The sequence below is a fragment of the Cerasibacillus sp. JNUCC 74 genome, assembly GCF_053667775.1.
This window is the reverse complement of record NZ_CM132207.1, coordinates 1,643,564-1,663,308: the sequence shown is the minus strand read 5'-3', so window position 1 is coordinate 1,663,308 and position 19,745 is coordinate 1,643,564. Positions and strand designations below refer to the sequence as shown.

Annotated in this window: 12 protein-coding genes; 4 read left to right on the top strand and 8 right to left on the bottom strand. The window is 36.1% G+C overall.

The annotated features are described in order from the left end of the window. Positions 1 to 3: 3 nt before the first annotated feature. The 4 genes from essA to JNUCC74_RS07230 form a co-directional block, all read right to left on the bottom strand. Positions 4 to 501: a type VII secretion protein EssA gene (gene essA, locus JNUCC74_RS07245; protein ID WP_454067487.1), complete on the bottom strand. Its 498-nt coding sequence runs from the start codon at positions 499 to 501 to the stop codon at positions 4 to 6. Continuing rightward, entirely contained in the window at positions 476 to 4,027 is a 3,552-nt protein-coding gene (gene esaA / locus JNUCC74_RS07240) for a type VII secretion protein EsaA (protein ID WP_454067486.1), read from the bottom strand. The genes essA and esaA overlap by 26 nt, the downstream gene beginning before the upstream one ends. Before the next feature lie 781 nt (positions 4,028 to 4,808). Next, positions 4,809 to 5,105, bottom strand: coding sequence for a WXG100 family type VII secretion target (locus JNUCC74_RS07235; RefSeq protein WP_077320199.1), 297 nt, complete (start codon positions 5,103 to 5,105; stop codon positions 4,809 to 4,811). Between the two features lie 855 nt (positions 5,106 to 5,960). Continuing rightward, positions 5,961 to 6,218, bottom strand: coding sequence for a hypothetical protein (locus tag JNUCC74_RS07230; RefSeq protein WP_077320198.1), 258 nt, complete (start codon positions 6,216 to 6,218; stop codon positions 5,961 to 5,963). Between the two features lie 319 nt (positions 6,219 to 6,537). On the opposite strand from JNUCC74_RS07230, the gene JNUCC74_RS07225 reads away from it, so the two are divergent. After that, entirely contained in the window at positions 6,538 to 6,669 is a 132-nt protein-coding gene (locus JNUCC74_RS07225; RefSeq protein WP_077320197.1) for a YjcZ family sporulation protein, read from the top strand. Positions 6,670 to 6,725: 56 nt separating this feature from the next. On the opposite strand, the gene JNUCC74_RS07220 is transcribed toward JNUCC74_RS07225, so the two are convergent. After that, on the bottom strand, positions 6,726 to 9,461 hold the full coding sequence (locus tag JNUCC74_RS07220) for a UPF0182 family membrane protein (protein WP_454067485.1): 2,736 nt from the start codon (positions 9,459 to 9,461) through the stop codon (positions 6,726 to 6,728). A gap of 760 nt (positions 9,462 to 10,221) precedes the next feature. On the opposite strand from JNUCC74_RS07220, the gene spoIIP reads away from it, so the two are divergent. From spoIIP to JNUCC74_RS07205, 3 genes are all read left to right on the top strand, one after another. After that, positions 10,222 to 11,331, top strand: coding sequence for a stage II sporulation protein P (gene spoIIP, locus JNUCC74_RS07215; protein WP_454067484.1), 1,110 nt, complete (start codon positions 10,222 to 10,224; stop codon positions 11,329 to 11,331). A 1,086-nt stretch (positions 11,332 to 12,417) separates the two neighbouring features. After that, the gene (locus tag JNUCC74_RS07210; protein ID WP_454067483.1) at positions 12,418 to 12,951 is read left to right on the top strand and encodes a hypothetical protein; all 534 of its coding nucleotides are present in this window, start codon (positions 12,418 to 12,420) and stop codon (positions 12,949 to 12,951) included. Between the two features lie 354 nt (positions 12,952 to 13,305). Continuing rightward, positions 13,306 to 14,847 carry a flotillin family protein gene (locus JNUCC74_RS07205; protein WP_077320194.1) on the top strand — a complete coding sequence of 514 codons (1,542 nt, stop codon included), beginning with the start codon at positions 13,306 to 13,308 and terminating at the stop codon, positions 14,845 to 14,847. A gap of 701 nt (positions 14,848 to 15,548) precedes the next feature. On the opposite strand, the gene JNUCC74_RS07200 is transcribed toward JNUCC74_RS07205, so the two are convergent. From JNUCC74_RS07200 to JNUCC74_RS07190, 3 genes are all read right to left on the bottom strand, one after another. Beyond that, a complete protein-coding gene (locus tag JNUCC74_RS07200) occupies positions 15,549 to 16,286 on the bottom strand; it encodes a FixH family protein (protein WP_454067482.1) in 738 nt (245 codons plus the stop codon). Between the two features lie 18 nt (positions 16,287 to 16,304). Continuing rightward, positions 16,305 to 16,886, bottom strand: a complete 582-nt coding sequence (locus JNUCC74_RS07195; RefSeq protein ID WP_077320192.1) for a DeoR family transcriptional regulator — start codon at positions 16,884 to 16,886, stop codon at positions 16,305 to 16,307. 1,200 nt (positions 16,887 to 18,086) lie between these two features. Next, on the bottom strand, positions 18,087 to 19,337 hold the full coding sequence (locus JNUCC74_RS07190) for a YeeE/YedE family protein (RefSeq protein ID WP_454067481.1): 1,251 nt from the start codon (positions 19,335 to 19,337) through the stop codon (positions 18,087 to 18,089). Positions 19,338 to 19,745 lie beyond the last annotated feature (408 nt).

Genomic DNA, 19,745 nt, shown 5'->3' with positions numbered 1-19,745 from the left:
CTCCTAATTCAGCATTTTTTGCATCATGAAGTACAATCCTGTACTTAAAAGAAGAGCTACCCCTGCTAACGCAATTAACCATGTATTACCGGATTCTGAAACTGGCTCTTCTTCCGCCTCATTTACATCCGCTGCTTGTTTGCTAGTTGCAACATAATCATTGGTAAACAAGGAGTCCTTTGTCACTTGTAATGTTTTATTTGGCTCGGCATCCATCTTGAACAGCATATTCTCTAATTCTTCCATCGATTGCTTTTTTTCGGCAGCTTGTCTATTAATTTCCTTCGTCGTTTCTTCAGTAAATAAAGTTGGAAATACTTTGTCCAGTTCTGTTTCCTGATTAGAAGTTCTTTCTGATTCATCTTTCATAATGCGATCGATTTTCATTTCCAAATTTCCTTTATTTGAAGCAGTTGCTGCTGATGTTCCAAAGAAGGAAAACACCAGCAGACTTATGGAGATAATAAAGATGACTCTAACTAGCTTCGGTTTCACTTTCATCGTTTGTATCTCCCTTTCTTTCTAAGCGATGTACTACTAGTAGATTCGCTAAAGCACCTAAAATAATTAATCCGATAATCAGTAGAATAGACGCTTGATAATTGGCTTCCCCGAGTACCACATTCCATAATAGTGTTTCTAAATATTGAAGTGGGGAGAAGTCTTTTAAATAGTCCATTCCTTTAATTCCTGCACCGAACGCATTGGTAAAGAACAGGTACATACTAAGCACCATCAGCAGAAGAAACATACCGAACATTTTTAACTGTCTTAATAGATAAGTAGCAATGAGTAACATTCCGGTAATTAATAAGACGATCAAACCTGTAAGCATTAACATACCGTCATCGGTTATCTTCATCGTATAGCTTGACACAACTCCAATTACAATTCCCTCTAACACACCAATTCCTGCAGTTATCAACGTGATCGGTGTATTTTTATTAATGAGTGATTTTTCGCTAGAGAATGGATCCTCTTCTGCTTTTTTCTGATTGATCGTTGAGATAACATAAGCAGTAAATAAGACAACGATAAAGCAGATTAAGACTAAGAAATAAGGTGTAAATGTATCATCGGAAGAAGTTATTGTTCCTTCACTGCTTGTTTGGACTGGATTGGATAAAAAGTCATACAGATCTTCATTTGGTCGATCTCCAGTCCGGCTATTTGCCAATACACCAGTAAAGTTCTTCGCAAACTCCTGATCTTCCAATAATTTCTTCGTCATATCAACCGATAATTCTTCTACTTGGCTAACAATATCTTTTCCACTTTTCTGGATTGCTTCAGCCTGTTTATCAATGCTGTCAAATGTGTCATATACGATGTCTGATTCCGTCACATTTCCCTGTGCTTGTTCAGCTAATGATTGACTAGCTGTTAATAATGGTTGGAATTCACTATCCAATGAAACAAGAGCAGTTTGTTCTTCTTCTGCACTTGCCTGAATTTGTTCTTGTGCCTTTACTAAATTCAAACTGTTCTTCCGCCAATTGTCTACATCTTCTAGTGTTGCAGCAAGAGTTTCATTAAGTGCTGCGGCTTCACCGGCAGTTTTTTCAACTCGATTAACCAATTGATCTGCATTTTCCCTAGCAAACTGAACTTGTTGTTGATACGTTTCTATTTGTTTTTGCAGGCTTGCCCAAGGTGTGCGAATTTGTTTAGCTACTTCATCACTAATTTGTAAAACGATATAGTCTTTTATTAAGCCAGGAACATCTTTTTTATTAAAGAGATAATACAACGAATCTTCAGTAGCTAAATCTTTTAATAATTTACCTTTTATTTGTTCCGGTAAATTGGAGCTACTCATATTTAAGCCAAAATAACTTTCATAAGACGAAAATAATTTTTGGTAAGGTGTTACCGTATTCGTTACAGCTCTAATTAATTTATTTGTTGCTTTATCCATTCCTTCCATTGGTGTCATAATTTCATGGTTAATGCGGTTATTAATAATCTTAATTCTTTTGATTGCCGGCTTAAGTTCTTCAAGCGGCACACTATCTTCTTCGTCCGTTGGCTTCTCTTCATTTGGCTCATCTGTTCCTGTTTCATCAGGGTTGCCATCACCACCAGGATTTTCTCCGTCTTTGCTTTCACCAGTTTCAGTTCTGCTTTCTCCCCCATCACCTGGTTGTGTTGGTTCTTTTTCTGGTGTTGGCTTTTGCTCTGTTGTTTTCTTATCTCCAGCTTGAGTTTTCGTTTTATCTTGCTTTTGTTCTTTAGTTGCTTCAACCTTTACATTTGCAACAAGAGGTGTTTCCGCTGTTTCAATTTTTGCCGTTTCCGGAACATCTACATTTTCAATATCTTTTTGATGCAATTTCCAACCCCAAGGAATTGGCTTGAAAATGTCTACTTTTGACTTCTTATCAAGCAAACGAAGTGTAACCTGAACGGTAAATATACCTTCTTCATTTGCTGGAAGAATAATTTCACCGTCCTGGTATTGTTTTGTATAATCTACATCACCAATACCAGGAATCGTCAATTTTAAGTTTTCTACCTTATATTTTTCAAGAATGTGCTTTGGTATTTTTAATTTAAATGTTTGCGCTGATTTTTTATTTTTCGGCAACTTTACGGAGTCAGACATGGTCATCCCTGAAGTATGCAATTTTTCCTTTAGTTGATTGATCTGATATGATAATAACTTCGTTGGGTCGCCACCCGGTTTAAGATTTTCATTTGCACCAAGTCCCTCTTCCCCCATATATTTTTTTGTTACCGCAATAACATTCCTAATCTCTTTAACTGTATGCTTTGGCAGACCTACTTCTTCAAAGTCATCCATATTCAGTGAAGGCAACCGTCTTATTTGCTTATGAATATAATTTTTTGCATTTGCTGCCGGTTTTTGTAAAAGCATATTTACCAATTTATCATCTTTACGTAACACATTGGCAAGAAGACCGTCTAATCGATCTGAAATTACGCCGGTAAAACCACCCGAATAATCTGGACTTATTCTTCTTTCAATATCGCTATACGTTTTCTGTACTTGAGCTAATGAGTCGTCCAAATATTTCTTTAGCGTATCTGCTCCTGTTGCAATATTTGCTCCACTGCTTTTCCTGTACACTACTGACTTTACTGGCGGCTCAATTTCTACCATACCGCTATTTTTTAGCTGGTCATTAATTCGGGTGTTAGCAAGCTGTAATCTTTCCAATTGCTGTTCTACATCCTGCTGCTTTAACGATCCATCAAATTCATTTAATGTTTGATAGAATTCGAGTAATTGTACTCCGTTTTGTTCTTTTAATTTTGAAACATCGCCCAATGTAGATAAATAGTTTTCATCGAGTTTAGCATCAGCCATTAATTGCTTTTGGAACGTATTCATTAATTCTTGAAAATTACCAAAACTTTCTTTTGATAAATTAGTACTATCCTTAATGGTGCTAAACTGATTGGTATAATTTCCTAATGGATCAGACACTTCATTATTAAGTTTATGTGTATAAATCGCTTGCTTTTTAATAATTTCACCAATGTTGTCTTGGGCACCTTGCAGGTTACCAACGATACTGGCAAAGTAAACATCAATGATTCGGCGATTAAAATTATTTAACACGTTGCTTGCCGTTTTTTCAGCTTCTGCTGTTACATGCTCATTGTCAGAAGCGTTGATTTTATAATTTAGCACAACTGGTTCCGGTGATGGCTCATCAATAGCAAGAGCCTTCTCTGTAAAGTCATTGGGAATAACGATCATCATGTCATATGTACTACGTTTTAAGCCGCTCTCCGCTACCCCACGACTTACAACAAACCAATCATGCTCATTATCATTGTTTACGCTTTGAACAAATGCATCACCAAAAGCTAAATCGTCGCCATGTAACGTTGCCCCCTTGTCTTCATTAACAAGAGCAATTGACATTTTTTTCATATCTTTTGCTTCTTTCGTGCTTTCTGTTTGCTCTTGTTGATTTAAGGCGAGATAAGATAAACTCGAGGCAAGTACAATGATTAACAACAAAAACAGGAACCACCGTTTATCTAACTTTTTCATAAAAACAGCTCCTAGAATTGCATTAATAATTTGTTTTAAAACTATTAGCGGATATTCAAAAAATCAGGTTAAAATATGTGTCGAATTTTAACGCACGTTAGAACATATTAAATTTTGGCGTTGCAGTTCATTCAATGTAGTTGAAAATTTTTTAGTTCTATGTATACGTGCAACTAGGCTACATCTGCGCTTCGCTTGCTGCTAGCCAAGTTTTCTTTATTGACTTGGTTTTTCCGTTCCTTGGAAAGGGAAGACGCTTTTCCTTCGTAGAGTAGTTTTTCGAGGAAGCCACCCCCATGCTCATGCATTTACTAAAGGACCTTCTACTAAAAAGCGCCCATGTCCTTTGATTAACGTAGAAGTCAGTACATTCTGTACAAGCGCACTACACGAAACTACGTCATCTCGAACCTTGACTCGACAGGATCAGCTATATTGGACAGCACTAGAGAAAAACGTTTACCTCGATAACCCACGATTTTTTAAAAGGTTAAGGAAAACTCCGAAAACAATATGGAGAATTTTCAAGGTCTCTGCAATCTTAGCCAATCTCGGTCTTGATGATAACCTTTATGAACAGTTACTATGAAGTTATAACTCGTATTACTTTAATGAAATAAAAGAAGTTGAAAAAAATAGCTTTCCAAAAGCTTCTTTGTATTTTGAACATTAGTTTGATTTTAAAATATTGCTAAGAACACATGAGCTGCACAACTTAAGCCGTGCAGCTCTGAACCATGAGGACACGAAACGTTGTTTTAACACATTATTTCGCCAGGTATTATCTTAGACCAAAATTTTGAGATAGTGCTTCGTCTTGTTGTGCAACAGCTTCAGCAGTCTTCGTTAATTGCATTTCAATTTCTTGCATTAACTGAGCAAAATCCTGTACCTTAGGTTTGAGTTGCCGGAATTGATCATCAAAACGTTCAAATGCACGACCTTCCCATTCTCCGCGCAACTCCTCTTGTAAGTTAGATAAATCTCTTAATATTTGCTCAATTTGTTGAGCACTATGTCCATACCTTTTTGCTTTTGCCTGCAGCTGATCAGGCGTCATACGAATTTGTCCTGCCATTACACCATCATCTCCCTTTTTAATAAATGATTTCTGTTGAGGCGAAAAGTAAAATTTTAGCACCTCTCCTTCTTCAAGACTAATGAAGCATTTTTTCTATGTCAATTGACTTTATGTACTTTTTAGATAATTGATAACAAAGACCTACTTTTTCCATAATGTACATTTTTCACATGTTAAAAATGGGAAATATAACCTATCCTTTTGATCAGGACTTATTTCTTAGATAAGCAAAAATTATAGTTAATATTATTCTGAATATTAGAAATTAAACATCCGTATTTAAAACCCTACAGCATCTCCAATTTAAGGAATAAAACCGTCTTTAAATAACGGGCAATAAACTACTGGAAAACGTAATTTTAAAGATATTCAAAGTGTATAGAAGTTAAACGTCATAGTAAAAAATGTTAATATTTAACGTATAAGTGTAAACGAAGCAGTCTTCTGCACCAAGGCTTGTCGGCCACGGTTTATATTGTCCAGGAAATGATATACATTTTATAGGAAATTTTTTGAAAATTAGCATCGCCGTCTAGCTAATTTCGATCTCCTTCCTACGATAAGTCAACAGCGGCTTGAATATAAAGGAAACCCCAACTAAAAGGCGGGATGGACGCTCAGGCGTCGGAATCCCTGTTGAAGGGGTATGTTTTCCTTACCGCTTCAAAAAGCTCTCAAGTTTGTACTTGCTAAACGAGCTCTTCTGGCTTTTATTCAACTTAGCACACGTATACACTCTACTATTCAAAATTTCACCACTTCGAACTTCTTTTTCTTGAATGTTAGTAAGTAGCTTGCTGCCCGTTATAAATCATATAATAAGAACATACTCCTGTGTTAAGAATACAAATGTTACCAAAAGAAAAATGGCAATACAGCCAATGTTGCGATCGCTCCTAAAGCAACACCAAATCCAAAGCCAAATCCGTATCCATAGTAGCCAAGTCCAAAGCCACCTAGACCTCTTGTTCTTCCTAAAGGTCGTAAATATACTCTATTTGGGCTTACTCTTTCAATAATTCCCCGATGGACTCTACCACCATGTGTTCGAATTTCGACTGCTTTTCCCATGTGTCTCCTACATAAGGAATAATAATGTGATCCTGACATATGTTCACCCCCATTATCGTCAGCTACAACATCATATGTAATTATGTCCATCCTGTAAGAGACAAATGAATCAGGTAATCAGCGGAAAATCATTTGCCCAAAAAATAATAAACTGGGTTATTACCTATATCTTTTACTAGTAATAGGCATACATTGTTAATGTAAATGAACTAGAGGTGTTAATAACAACTGAAGCCGCCGTTGGTAGTTATTACTTGTAGCATTGGATTTACTTTAGTTGTAGTATTGTTTATTCTGCTAAACGTTGTACGTGCTTTTTATGTGTATTAACCTTTTATTAAAATGAGGAGGAAATTATATGGGTGGTTATGGCTTTTGTGGTTGCCCTGGATATGGGTATGGTTCAAGATGCGGTCATGGTATTGGAGGCTTTGCCTTAATCGTAGTTCTATTCATTTTACTCATTATTGTTGGAGCTTGTTGGTGCTAAATGTTCTAACTGATAACAAAGCAGGTCGTTTTACTACGACCTGCTTGAAAAATCATCTATTGCACTTTTTTTAATTTTGCTTCTATCTCTGTCATTATTTTTGCAGCTTTTTCCCAATTTCCAGCAGAAAGCTCTTTTTGATATGCCTCAAACATGCCCGCAATTTCTTGTAGAAGCTTTTCTGAATCACTTTTTGGTAGCTTTTCTTCTTCTACTTCTTGCTTTTTAGGATCTTTTTCATGGTTTTCCTTTTCTGCTCCCCGTTTTGGATCAATGTATTGAAGTATTTGATCTAATGCTTCTTCAAAGGTAGCTTCCATTACAATGTGATCTCCATATGCCATGACGATTTGTTTTACCTCAGGCAAAGACGTTTCGTTGGCAGATTCAATATAGATTGGCTCCACATATAACATCGTATCTTCAATTGGAATAGCTAACAGATTACCTCGAATTACTTCTGATCCACCTTGCGACCACAAGTTCAACTGTTGGGATATTCTACTATCTTGATTAATCCGATTTTCGATTTGCTGTGGACCATAAATATTCTTTTGTTTTGGAAATCGGTATACAACCTTTTCCCCGTAATTATCTCCGTCATTACGAACCCCCATCCAAGCAATCATATTTTGTCTTTTTTTGGGTGTATACGGCATAATTAGCATAAATTCTTCGTTATCGTATTCCGGTAGCTTCATCGTTACATAGTAAGGTTCCATTTCAATATCTTCATTATAATATTTCTCTGTAGGGAACTCCCAATAATCTTCTCGGTTATAAAATACTTCAAGGTTTTCCATATGATATGTTCCATACATTTTAGCCTGAATTGTAAATAGTTTTTCCGGGTAGCGAAAATGAGAGCGAATATCAGCTGGTATATCTTTTGTAAACAATTCTGGAAAAATATTGGCATATGTTTTCAGTAAAGGATCGTCTGCTTCAGCAATATAAAAGTTAACCTTTCCTGTATAAGCATCGACTACTACTTTTACCGAATTCCGTATATAGTTATTTTTGCCAGCATATGGCTCTGCAAATGGGTAACCATCTGTTGTAACATAGGCATCAATCAGCCATGCAAGGCTTCCATCTTCCCGTACAAAAATATATGGATCATCATCATATTGAAAAAAGGGTGCAATTCGTCTTACTCGCTCCATAATATTCCGAGTATCTAATAATTGACTATCCTTGTTAATTTGGTCAGAAATAAGCATACGGAAAGACCCTTCGTTAAGTGCAAATAACAGCCGCTTTAATCCTGTTAGCGATATTCCGCTATCCGCCTCAAAACGAGTAGACATATTTTCCTCACCTGAAGGATAGTCAAATTCATCTACTTTACTATTTACAATAACATTATTATAATTTTCTTCCCCAAAATATATTTGCGGCTTGTTTATGTCAAGCGCTCCTTCTGGTGGAATGTTTTTCACTAAATATTTCGGTTGCCCTTGCTTCGTTATTTTATTTACCTGACTCATTGCAATCCCATAACCATGTGTATAACGAAGCTTTTCATTTACCCACGTTTTTGCTTGGGATGGAAGCTTAACCGTGTTTAATTCCCTTGCACCGATAAATACTTGCTGGTATGCTCCATCAATCATATAACGATCAATATCTATATTCTGGAACTGATAATATGTCCTAAATGTTTGTAATTGATTATAAATCTCCAGTAACGGCCTCGAATCATTAATTCTTACATTATCTAGCGTCAGCTTATTTCTTGTCAACATCTCTTGATTAAGGGTTTCGCTTGCAGGATGCTCCTTCTCTTTTACCTCATCCAATTGATACGCCGCTCTTGTATAATTCAAGTTATGTTTTAAATACGGGGCTTCCTTGGAAAATTCATTTGGCGAAACGATAAATTGCTGCACACCTACAGAAACAAATTGGGCAGTAATGACAAAGATCACGTACATAACAATTGGAAAGATCATGCGATAATATCTTTTCCGATAAAGCTCGATAATCATCCAAATAGACCCCAATAATGCCACGCCAGCTAAGATATAAGCAGCGGGAATATTTACGAATCTATCGGTGTAACTTAAGCCATGAACGACGCTTTCCTGAAACATATTTACTTTATTTGTTAATAAGGTATGGAATGGCTGAATAGTATGTAAGACTGCTAAAAGCAGACCAATGATTGCTAAAGTAATGCCCATATGAAGCTGGGCAAGTCGACTCTTTTGATAAAGCTGGAAAAACGAATAAAAGCTTATTTCAATTACAAGATAGAAAAGACTTAAACCTAGCAATACGGAAATACCAATCTCAAGCATCGGTAAAATGAACATATAGAATGATAGATCCATCTTAAAATACGGGTCGGAAATCCCAAAAGACGAATGGTGGATTGCCTTTAACAGCGGCTCCCAACCTATGCCCTGAACAATCATACTACCGACCGTACCGACTAAAAAGGAAATTCCAAATAATAGCAATCTGCTCTTTTTATGATTATTTATCAAAGCTGGTAAACGTTCATCATGAAAATAAGCAAGATATGTTTTTCTAATCCATGCCAACGTGAAATAAGCACTTATAAAAAAGAGAAAAAAACCAATTAAACCAAGTAATATTTTACTTTTTATAATCGTGATAAAAATACTGCCAAACTGCAATGAATCCAACCAAATATAATTAATGCCCCATCGGAAGCTCAGCAAGCCGATCATCAATAAGATAATAATACACCCGAGTGTAATAGCGAATCTATTACCAATTCGTCGCCATTTATACGACCATACTTTTTTATGATTAACCTCCAAGATGTTACCTCCTGTGTAACATTTTCTTCTATTGTAACAAACTTACTCCAGAATAGTAGTTATTACGAAATTGAGTTTTTAATCTGATTTATCAAATATTAAGTAACATTTTACGAGACAACCATTTGTTTCTTTCCAAGGATAAAAGAGAGGTTTCTATAACAGCAACATATTATAACAAAAACATAAAAAGCCAAGCGCTCTAATCGTATGTCGATTTTCCCACTTACGACTGATAGTTGCAATTATAAAAATAATCTCTACTGGAAATATATCCGTTTCTTTAGAAAAACTTGGCTTGTCGCCAAGTCTTTAGCGAGAGCTGTAGTTTTTTTTATTATAAAGCCTAAAGTTTTATAGCAAAAAAGGAAGGATCTCGGTAAACAGCGTACAAATTGGAGAATGAATCACAACACGCGAGAGTGCTGGAGTATCGTAGGAAGGCTAGGTGCTTAAACATATACGCTATACAAAGCTACATTAAAAAGACATCCATCATGTAAAAACAGATGATGAAATAACTTATATGCCTTAACACATCTTCTCTCCTCTCCTCGGATTTCGGTATCTTGCTACTCAACTTTGATGGTTCAATCGCCTTCTTTACACATACATTTGACCGCAGATTTCAAATAACCTGACTGGATTAATCATTGTATCACATTTTTTAACCGTAAATTAACTAACTTCATAAATATTCGTTCTATTAAAAATAACATGTTGCATAGAATGTAGAAAGACTAGGAAAGGTTGACTAACTATGAAACGAATACTACTAACTATGTTTATTAGTATGAGCATCCTCTTTTTTATCATCACTTTTTTAACTATGCCTCGAATTCATGCTAACTTTTTCGAGATCCCTATTATTAATAAAATAACAAAATCGGCTATATTTACCGATGCTCTATTTATAATGATGAGCACTGAGGTTCCGCAATTGGAAACAGCCTTAGCAACAAATGAAGTGGAGGTTCCACAATGGTCCAAGTTACTGCTTGAAGGAGCTGCAGGTGTAACTCCAAGGAATTTCTCTAGTTTGTTAAACTTAGAGCTTCCTGGAAAAAACCCTATCTCTCCAATTCAATTAGCTGCAACCAGCTCTCATAGCGAGCATATGCCAGTCGAGTCCCCTCCTCCTGATTTTGAAGAACTGTTAAAAGAGGATGCTGAAGAAACGAAAGAAGAAAAACCGGAAGAACAAACTACCAAGCAAGAAGAGGCGACTATTTTTATCTACCATAGTCACAGTTGGGAAGCATTTTTACCACTGTTAGGGGATAAGCAAAAAAAACCTTCTAATGCTTCTAGTACAAATAATAGTAAAAACATTGTAATGGTAGGATCTTTACTGAGCCAACAATTGGAAAAACAGGGTATACCTACGTTCCATGATACAACCAATGTTACTGCAGGTTTACATGCTATGGGCGGCGACTATTATGATTCCTATGACTTCTCCCGAAAAACTGTTCAACAGGCTATATCAAATAATAAAAACATTCAATACTTTATTGATATTCATCGCGATGCCCAACGAAAAGATATTACAACCGCGACTATCGATAACAAGCCGTATGCAAAATTATATTTCATCGTCGGTATCGAACATAAAAACTATAAACAAAATCTAGCATTTGTTGAGCAATTAAATCAAGCTTTAGAAGCAAAATATCCGGGAATTAGTCGAGGCATCTTTTTAAAGGATAAATCAGAGGGAAACGGAGTATACAATCAGGATTTATCTAAGAAATCAATTCTGATTGAAATTGGTGGTGTCGATAATAATAAAGAAGAACTGCAAAATACATCAAGGGCGCTAGCTGAAGTAATTAGCGAATATCACTCGAATGCTAAAGAGGTAAATTAGAAAAACTTGGCTTGTCGCTAAGTCTTTAGCAAAAGCTGTAGTTTTTCTTATACGATAAAATGAAACTTCATTCCGTGGAATGCTTTTTACACGGAATGTTAGTACCACAAGGGTATGACCTAAAAGCCCTTGAACCAATCGGGCATTTAGGTGCCGTTTTCTCCCATTTTGACCCTTTGTATCAACTAAAGGCTCTTGAAGCAGGAGTCTTACGGCACCTTACATGCGGGATAAACCTTTAAATTTTATGCTTTCCTATAGTACAAAGAAAATTAGCCGGTAGCACTTTTTCAAGCTGCTCTATGCTAGAAAAAATAGCTGTGATAGTAACGATCTGATAGATAAAACAATATCAGGTCTTTTCTTTGTCAGGAAATTATATCCGTTTCTACCTTGCAGATAACTTTTTTGAGGATAAGGGTAGAATACAGAGCCCAAGAATCAAGCCAATCAAGAAGCCGAAGCTTTTGCGCTGAAGACCTGTTAGTCCACGTATAGGTTAGATATAAAGTAAAAATTCATGTAGGGAGTGATTTTTTCTCCTTGAAGGTTAACATTGCATTTATACCTAGCCAAGAAGTCTTACTTGTTCTTGAAAAAGAAATCCACTTTTTCTTTATGCGGTGTATTCCTGTTGTCGGAGCTTCTCTTTCCGGTCAACCGAAGAATGAACATTTTAGAGTCGCTTTTCTCACATAATTTAAGATATAAAGACATGCTAAGAAAAAAACAAGCCGTCCTGCGGTACTCGTATTGTCATCATAACTTCATCACTCTAAATTTTATCTAATTTAAATCAGATGAGATTCGCTTTTGCCATTTTTACCGGACTTTTTCGACAAACAAAAAGATGGAGAATTTTTCAGCTAAATATTCTCCATCTCCCTTATGATGAAACCTTGTTCTTTTTCATTAGTAAAAAAATCAAGAATAATCTTTTTTTTGAAACTTTTATAACGGTTTACTCGTATGATTATTAAACAACTTCATCATTCAGCAGGATATAAAAATTAGTTTTAAATTAATTCCCTGTTTTACTGCAGTGCTATGCTTCCAGAAGAATAATTAATGGAGGGGGTGATACATATGAGTATATTTGGAATTCCCATTGAAACCATCTACTTATATATGTTAACCATTGCTAGCGCGCTAATTCTTCTTTACATTTTCTTCGGAGATATGTTTGAAGGTATTGGTGAAATATTTCCAATTGCCAACCCTATTCTTATTTTAGCTTTTATTACTTTTTTCTCTGCTTCAGGTTATTTATTGGAAACAATGACTACCTTGTCCAGTTTACTAATTATAATTATTTCAGCACTAATTTCGCTTATTCTGGATATATTGTTACATGTATTTGTCCTTGTACCCTTAGCATCAGCTGAACAATCCTTAGGGTATACCGAGTCTTCATTAGCGGGTCGGATCGGAAAAATCATTATTGCAGTCCCTGCTGATGGATATGGAGAAGTTGTTATTGAGAGTAAAAGTGGAAGAATCTCGAAACCAGCAACAACCTTTAATAAACAGCCCATTGCTGAAGGTACAGAAGTCTTGGTTTTAGAAGCTAGAGAAGGGGTTCTTTACATTGAACCATATAATAACGATTTAGATCAATGAAGTGAAATTTGATTCAAGGCTTGGTGAAACAAAGGACAAAAGCATAACGTCCTTCAAAAACCACGATGCATCACTGACCTTGAAAAAAACAATTTTTGCGATATATCGATTTCGTCCATCGATTTCTTGTCCTTGAAAAACCGCGGTGTATCGCTGACGTCGTTTTCCTTGTCCTGTCTGCTCGAACAGCTAGAGTATTGAGATGCCGTTATTCCCCTTCACTGTCTTCACATCTCTATAACTATTGAAGTAAAAATAATATCACATCTTAGGTGCAAGACGATTCAGTTAACAACAGCATTCTCTTTTCATGGATTGTTTGTTAATAAATAATGCAAGTATAGGAGGATTCATATGTTTGAAGGATTTTGGATTATTATTGGAATTGTTGTATTTTTATTACTAGCTTTAATTGGTGTTTTTGTTTCTAAATACCGAACTGCTGGACCTGACGAGGCGTTAATTGTTACAGGAAGCTATCTAGGCGGAAAAAATGTACATGTCGATGAATCAGGAAATAAAATTAAAATTATTCGTGGTGGAGGCACATTTGTTTTACCAGTATTTCAACAAGCAGAACCTATCAGCTTATTATCAAGTAAATTAGAGGTAACTACTCCTGAAGTATATACCGAACAAGGTGTACCGGTAATGGCAGATGGAACCGCCATCATAAAAATTGGCAGCTCAATTAGCGAGATCGCTACTGCAGCAGAACAGTTTTTAGGAAAATCAAAGGAAGACCTAGAAGTTGAAGCAAAAGAAGTCCTGGAAGGTCATCTGCGTTCCATTTTAGGCTCTATGACGGTTGAAGAAATATACAAAAATCGAGATAAATTTTCTCAAGAGGTACAACGGGTTGCCTCTCAAGATTTGGCTAAAATGGGATTAGTTATCGTTTCATTTACCATTAAAGATGTTAAAGATAAAAATGGCTACTTAGACTCTTTAGGTAAACCTAGAATTGCTCAAGTAAAAAGAGATGCCGATATTGCAACCGCAGATGCAGATAAGGAAACAAGAATTAAACAAGCTGAGGCTGCTAAGGAAGCAAAGAAAGCAGAACTAGAACGAGCTACTGAAATTGCAGAGGCAGAAAAAGTAAACCAATTAAAAACTGCCGAGTATCGTCGTGAACAGGATATTGCCAAAGCGCGTGCTGACCAAGCCTATGATTTGGAAACTGCACGAGCAAAGCAAGATGTTACCGAACAAGAAATGCAAATTAAAATTATTGAGCGGCAAAAGCAAATTGAATTAGAGGAAAAAGAAATTTTAAGACGAGAAAGACAGTATGATTCAGAAGTTAAAAAGAAGGCAGATGCAGATCGTTATGCTGTGGAGCAAGCAGCTGTAGCAGATAAAATGAAGCAAATGGCAGAAGCGGAGGCTAATCAATATCGAATTGAAGCTGAAGCTAAAGCCGAAGCAGAACGGGTTCGCGTAGACGGTCTTGCAAAAGCAGAAGCACAAAGAGCTCAAGGTGAATCAGAAGCGGATATTATCCGACTAACTGGATTAGCTGAAGCTGAAGCAAAACGCAAGATTGCTGAAGCCTTTGAACAATACGGTCAAGCCGCAATTTTAGATATGGTTATAAAAATGTTACCAGAATATGCAAGGGAGATCGCAAATCCACTGGCAAATATTGATAAGATTACTGTCGTTGATACAGGCGGAAGTGACAGTGGCGGCGGTGCGAATAAAGTTTCAGGATATGCAACTAATTTAATGGCAGGTTTGCAAGAGTCACTTAAAGCATCCTCTGGTATTGATATAAAAGAGCTGTTAGAAAATATCAGTGGTAAAACACATTTGACAGATGATTATGACCTGAGTCAACCACTATTTAATAAGGAAGAAAAAGAAACTCAACTTGCTAGGACAGATAAATAATAAAACAACATATTTATTTAAAGCACAACTGAGGGGCATTTTATAATGCTCCTCTTCGTGTTTGTATTTTGTATAATATGCCTTTACATGTGAACAATGGCGTTAATATTTTTTCCTCCTTTTCCCATAAGCTGTACAAAATACTATACTATTTAAAAGAAGCAATGATATTCAAATGTTTAATTTACAGAGAACAACTGGATAATTAAATCAAACCATTATATACAGTTCTACACGATAAACTTTAACTTGAAAACAGATGGCAAATAGTTTTAAAAACCTTTCTTTTTTCTTTGCCAATATAGTGAAGTACTATATAAGTATAGGAATTTATCATTGTTATCGAAATTATTCCATTTCTAAAGCCCTCTCTGTATAAAATTATGAAACCAAGGTTCTCTATATTATCACGTTCTCTTATGATATACCTCGTTGAATTTGTCAACGATAGAAAATAAAATTTATGTTTATGTTTGAATTATTATATCTTAAATCAAAAAACTCCGGCAGTTAATGAGGCTAATCATAATTACTAGAAAGTTTATTCCATCTTCATGTTAGTCATCAGAGCCTCTTAATATTGCTTATGCTTCGTCGCAAACATCCTAACTACCTCCAACAAAGCTTTACCAATCTATTAAATTATCCCTAACGTTAAACAGGATTGCCTATTTGGAAGCAATCCTGTTTTTACAAAGTTACTATTTTACTACGATTTCATATTCCTTTTGCTCTTTTATACCATCATCCGCTTTAACTTGTATCTTTAATTGATAAGTTCCAGACTCAGAAAATACGTATGTTCCTGTATATTCTCCTGCTGTACCTTCCGTCGCCTTGATCGTTTCTTTATCTTCTTGTCCTTCTTTGTTTACTTCATATTGAACAGAAGCTTTTTGCAATGGTTTCTCATCCATTTGCAAGTGAACCATCAATTCTGTTTCTTTGCCTACTACAACATTTTCTGGTTCCATAAAATGGAGAGCAAAACCTTCTGTATTATCATGACCTTCAACAGCTTCCCCTTCACCTACTATTATTGCCTTTTTAGGCATGGTGTGAAGATCCCTAGCCGTCGTATGAGCATACATTTCGTACATCCCAGCTTCTTCAAACATCATTTCCGCTGTATAGGTTCCATCTTGATTATTCTTTCCATCTATTTTCGTACTGTCATCTTTTTTATCTTTTTTCCAAACTTCAAAAACAACTTCATTTGCATCGGTTACTTTCTCATCGCCATATGTAACAGTTGCTTTTAACTCAACGGTCTCCCCCGGTTCTGCAGTTTCTGGAACTACGAAATCCACCTTTAGTTCTTTTAATTCCTCTTCACCTGCTTTTGTATCTTCCCCTTTTTTAGCATTACCTTCTGAATTGCCGCAAGCTGCCAAAAACATAATAATCAAAATAGATACTAGTAATGATAATTTTTTCATGATACAACCATTCCCCTTTTATTCATGATTTTTACATTGAAACGTTCCACTCATTTTCTTCAGCAAAACTTCTGTAATATCTTCGTAAGAATATATCTTTCCCCCAAAGCCTTTGACAAATTTTTCTGCATGTTCGCACCACTCAAAGGTCAATATTTGTGGATGACAACATCCCATATGTAAAGTAGTATCTGTCACATACCACGCTAATGGAGCACTTATTGTTGTTTGTCTTAAAAAATCGGAACAAATTGCTTGTATGACTTGATTTCCTAATTGCTGTTGACGAAGTAAACCACAATGAGCACAGCATGTAACTTCAATGTTATTATTTATTAAAATTAAACGATAGGCTAATTTTTCATTAATTGCTCGACTACAATAAGTACAATGGTTCTTTTGCTGTTCATTTGCATCCGTTTCCACTAATGAAATGCCACCAAAAGTCTTGGTTAAAACCCCTTCCTCCTCTAATGCTTTAACATCGCGATGAATTGTCATTTCCGAGACACCAAACTCTTTACTTAAATCGGATATACGCAAATTCTTTCTTTCAAGTATAAGCTTTTTTATTCGCTTCTTTCTTTCAAGTGGTAACATGATTTCCCCCCCATCATGTAACATCTTTTAACACCTTAAAACATAATATATCATTTGCAATCGAATACATCAACGAAATTCATATGAAAACTTCGTGAATTATTCTGAAAAATTGTAGTTATCTAACGGATCATCAAACATTTATGAATAATTTTCATTTAGCTTCCTCACAATAACATTACTAACACGTGTTCAAAAAGTGGAGAAGCACGGGGCGTCCTGTTGCAACACCAACACTAGACTAGCACATTCTGTCGAGTCGAAGTTCGAGGATGGCGTAGTTTCAACAAAAGAGATGGAACAGCCAGTAGCAGTACAAATCGTTAAGGAAGTTAAACAACCCTATATAATCGGGATTGAAAAAGAAGCAGATGTAAATAATATAAAGTGAAACTTCCATGAGAGGGGGTTTTCTCTCATCCCCCACTCATGGTTAGTTGAACCAATCGGACATTTACTGGTAGTTATCTCCCACCTAGACTTCTTCGATCCCTCTTACTCCTCGAGGTGGGAGTCTTACTGCCAGTTAGATGTGGGATAAAAAATAAACTATTTCAGGAAAGATACATTCAGATAATTGAAAAAATATGACTTAACTCCAGACACTTTAAAGAACATTACCGTAAATTTCTCTTAGAAACGCAGGATGTTTCAGAGTGACCCCCTACCATTCAACCACACTACTTTCAATACTGCTTTTGATTGCTTTATGTTATTTAACATCAATGAGCAAAGCGTTGATCATCTATAAATCCAGTTGTAAAAAATTCCGGCGTATTGCTTTAACGAAAGATCAATCATACTTTAATAACATTTTGACAGGATTGATTTCCTCCACCGCCATCTTTCTTTTTTGAAGCGAAAAACCCTTTTGCGCATAAAATAAAGTGCTCAGGAAAGGGTCAAGCAATAATATGGTTATTCCCGAATAGCTGTTCATGAACATCCTGATAGATAAAGGATAGAGGATATAAAATATAGTTTGAACCGATAGCAGGCTTCACGATTTCCTTTCTTACAACATCATAAGAAGCCCATGTTGACTTATCTTAGAAGAATAGCGAAGTTTGTTGCAGCTTGAGTGATAGCTAGACGAAGCTACTTTCAAAAAGATAAATAGATATACATTAGATAAAAACGAATACCCTAGATAACTAAAAAATCGCCGAACCAGATCTACTTCTGTTCGGCGACGTTTCATCAGCAAAATGAATCCTTTGATTTTGGAACCGACAAACCAAACATCGGTCGAAGGTAGAGTGCAATAAATGTGCCTGCTAAAGCCAACATTCCCCAAATATATCCATGTAAGCTAAATGAAGCAATTCCTCCAAAATAAGCACCAATATTACAACCAAAGGCGAGCCTTGCCCCATATCCCATTAGCAGCCCGCCAATAACTGATGCAGCTGCATTTTTAGCATTTAATCTCGTAAACTTAAATAGTCCGCCTAGTGCTGAAGCGATAAATGCACCAAGGATAACTCCAAAATTTAATACAGTGGTAGAATCAGCAAATATCGAAGCTTGTAAAATTTCAGCATTTTCTCCTTGCCAGTATCCCCAGCTAGTTACATCGACTCCGAATAGTTGTGCTAATTTAGACCCCCACAATGCAAATGCAGAAGTGATTCCCCATGGTGTACCACGCGTCATTAACGTAAGTGCATTTAAAACTGCTAATACAATTGCTGCTGCAAATAATGGCCATGAACCTCGAAAAATTCGTCTCCACCCTTGTGCAGAAGGTAACGAAGCCATTTTAGGAGCTTTCTTTTTTCCTTCAACGATGATGGTAAGCCACGCAATAAGCCCAAAAATAGCAAGGGATAATACCCATGCACCTCCATATCCTAATCCGGTCGAAGTTGCTAGAGAAATCTTCCCTAAACTTGGAAGTTCATTTGTCCAAAAGGGAAGATGTTTCGCTCCAATGGTTGAACCAATAATAAAGAAGAAAAGCGTTATAAACATAACTGAGCGCCCCCCACCAACCGCATACAAGGTTCCCGAAGCGCATCCTCCCCCAAGCTGCATACCAACACCAAAGATAAAAGCTCCTACGATAAGGCTAACTCCTACAGGAGAAACATAACCGCTAACTTCTGTTCCAAAGAAAGAATAACCGTATGCTAGAATGGGGGCAAATAAAGTAACGGCAACAGCCAACATAAGCATATGAGAACGCAGCGCTTGCCCATTTCCTACTGACATAAATCTTCTAAACGCAGAGGTAAAACCAAACCGAGCATGAAACAGTGTAAATCCTAGTAATGTGCCAATAATAAGCAACAATGGTTGAATGATAGATTGTGTTGTCAATAAATACACGAATAAAATTGCCGTTACCGTTAACCCACCTAACACTAATGTCTGCTGTGGTTTATTTAAATCTACCGTTTCTTTAGAAACCGCATTTGTTTCTTCTCTAATTAAATTAGTTTTAGCCACCAAAAACACCCCTTTCTTATAAAAATAGTCAGATTTATTTCATTATAATACACTCTTGTTAATTTGGTGTCAATAAATTATAAATACACACACGATATATTTGAAATTGCGGAAAATGGCGGCTAGATCGATTATGTTAGAAAAATAAAACAATCGAAATAAACATAACAAACAGCGTTCCGATGTAGAGTTGCAGAGATATAGAACTGCTCAAATAATCAAAAGCCATACGCTCGGCTAACGGCGTACAAACGGAGAACTTTATTAGAAGATAAGAGATACTTCATTCAAGCGTGTTTTCTCCTTGAAAAGGAAAGCACTTTTTCTGCGTGCGATGTTTATTCAAGAAGCTTTTCTTGTCCTTGAAAAATCGCGGTGTATCGCTGTCGTAGTCTTACTTGTCCTGTT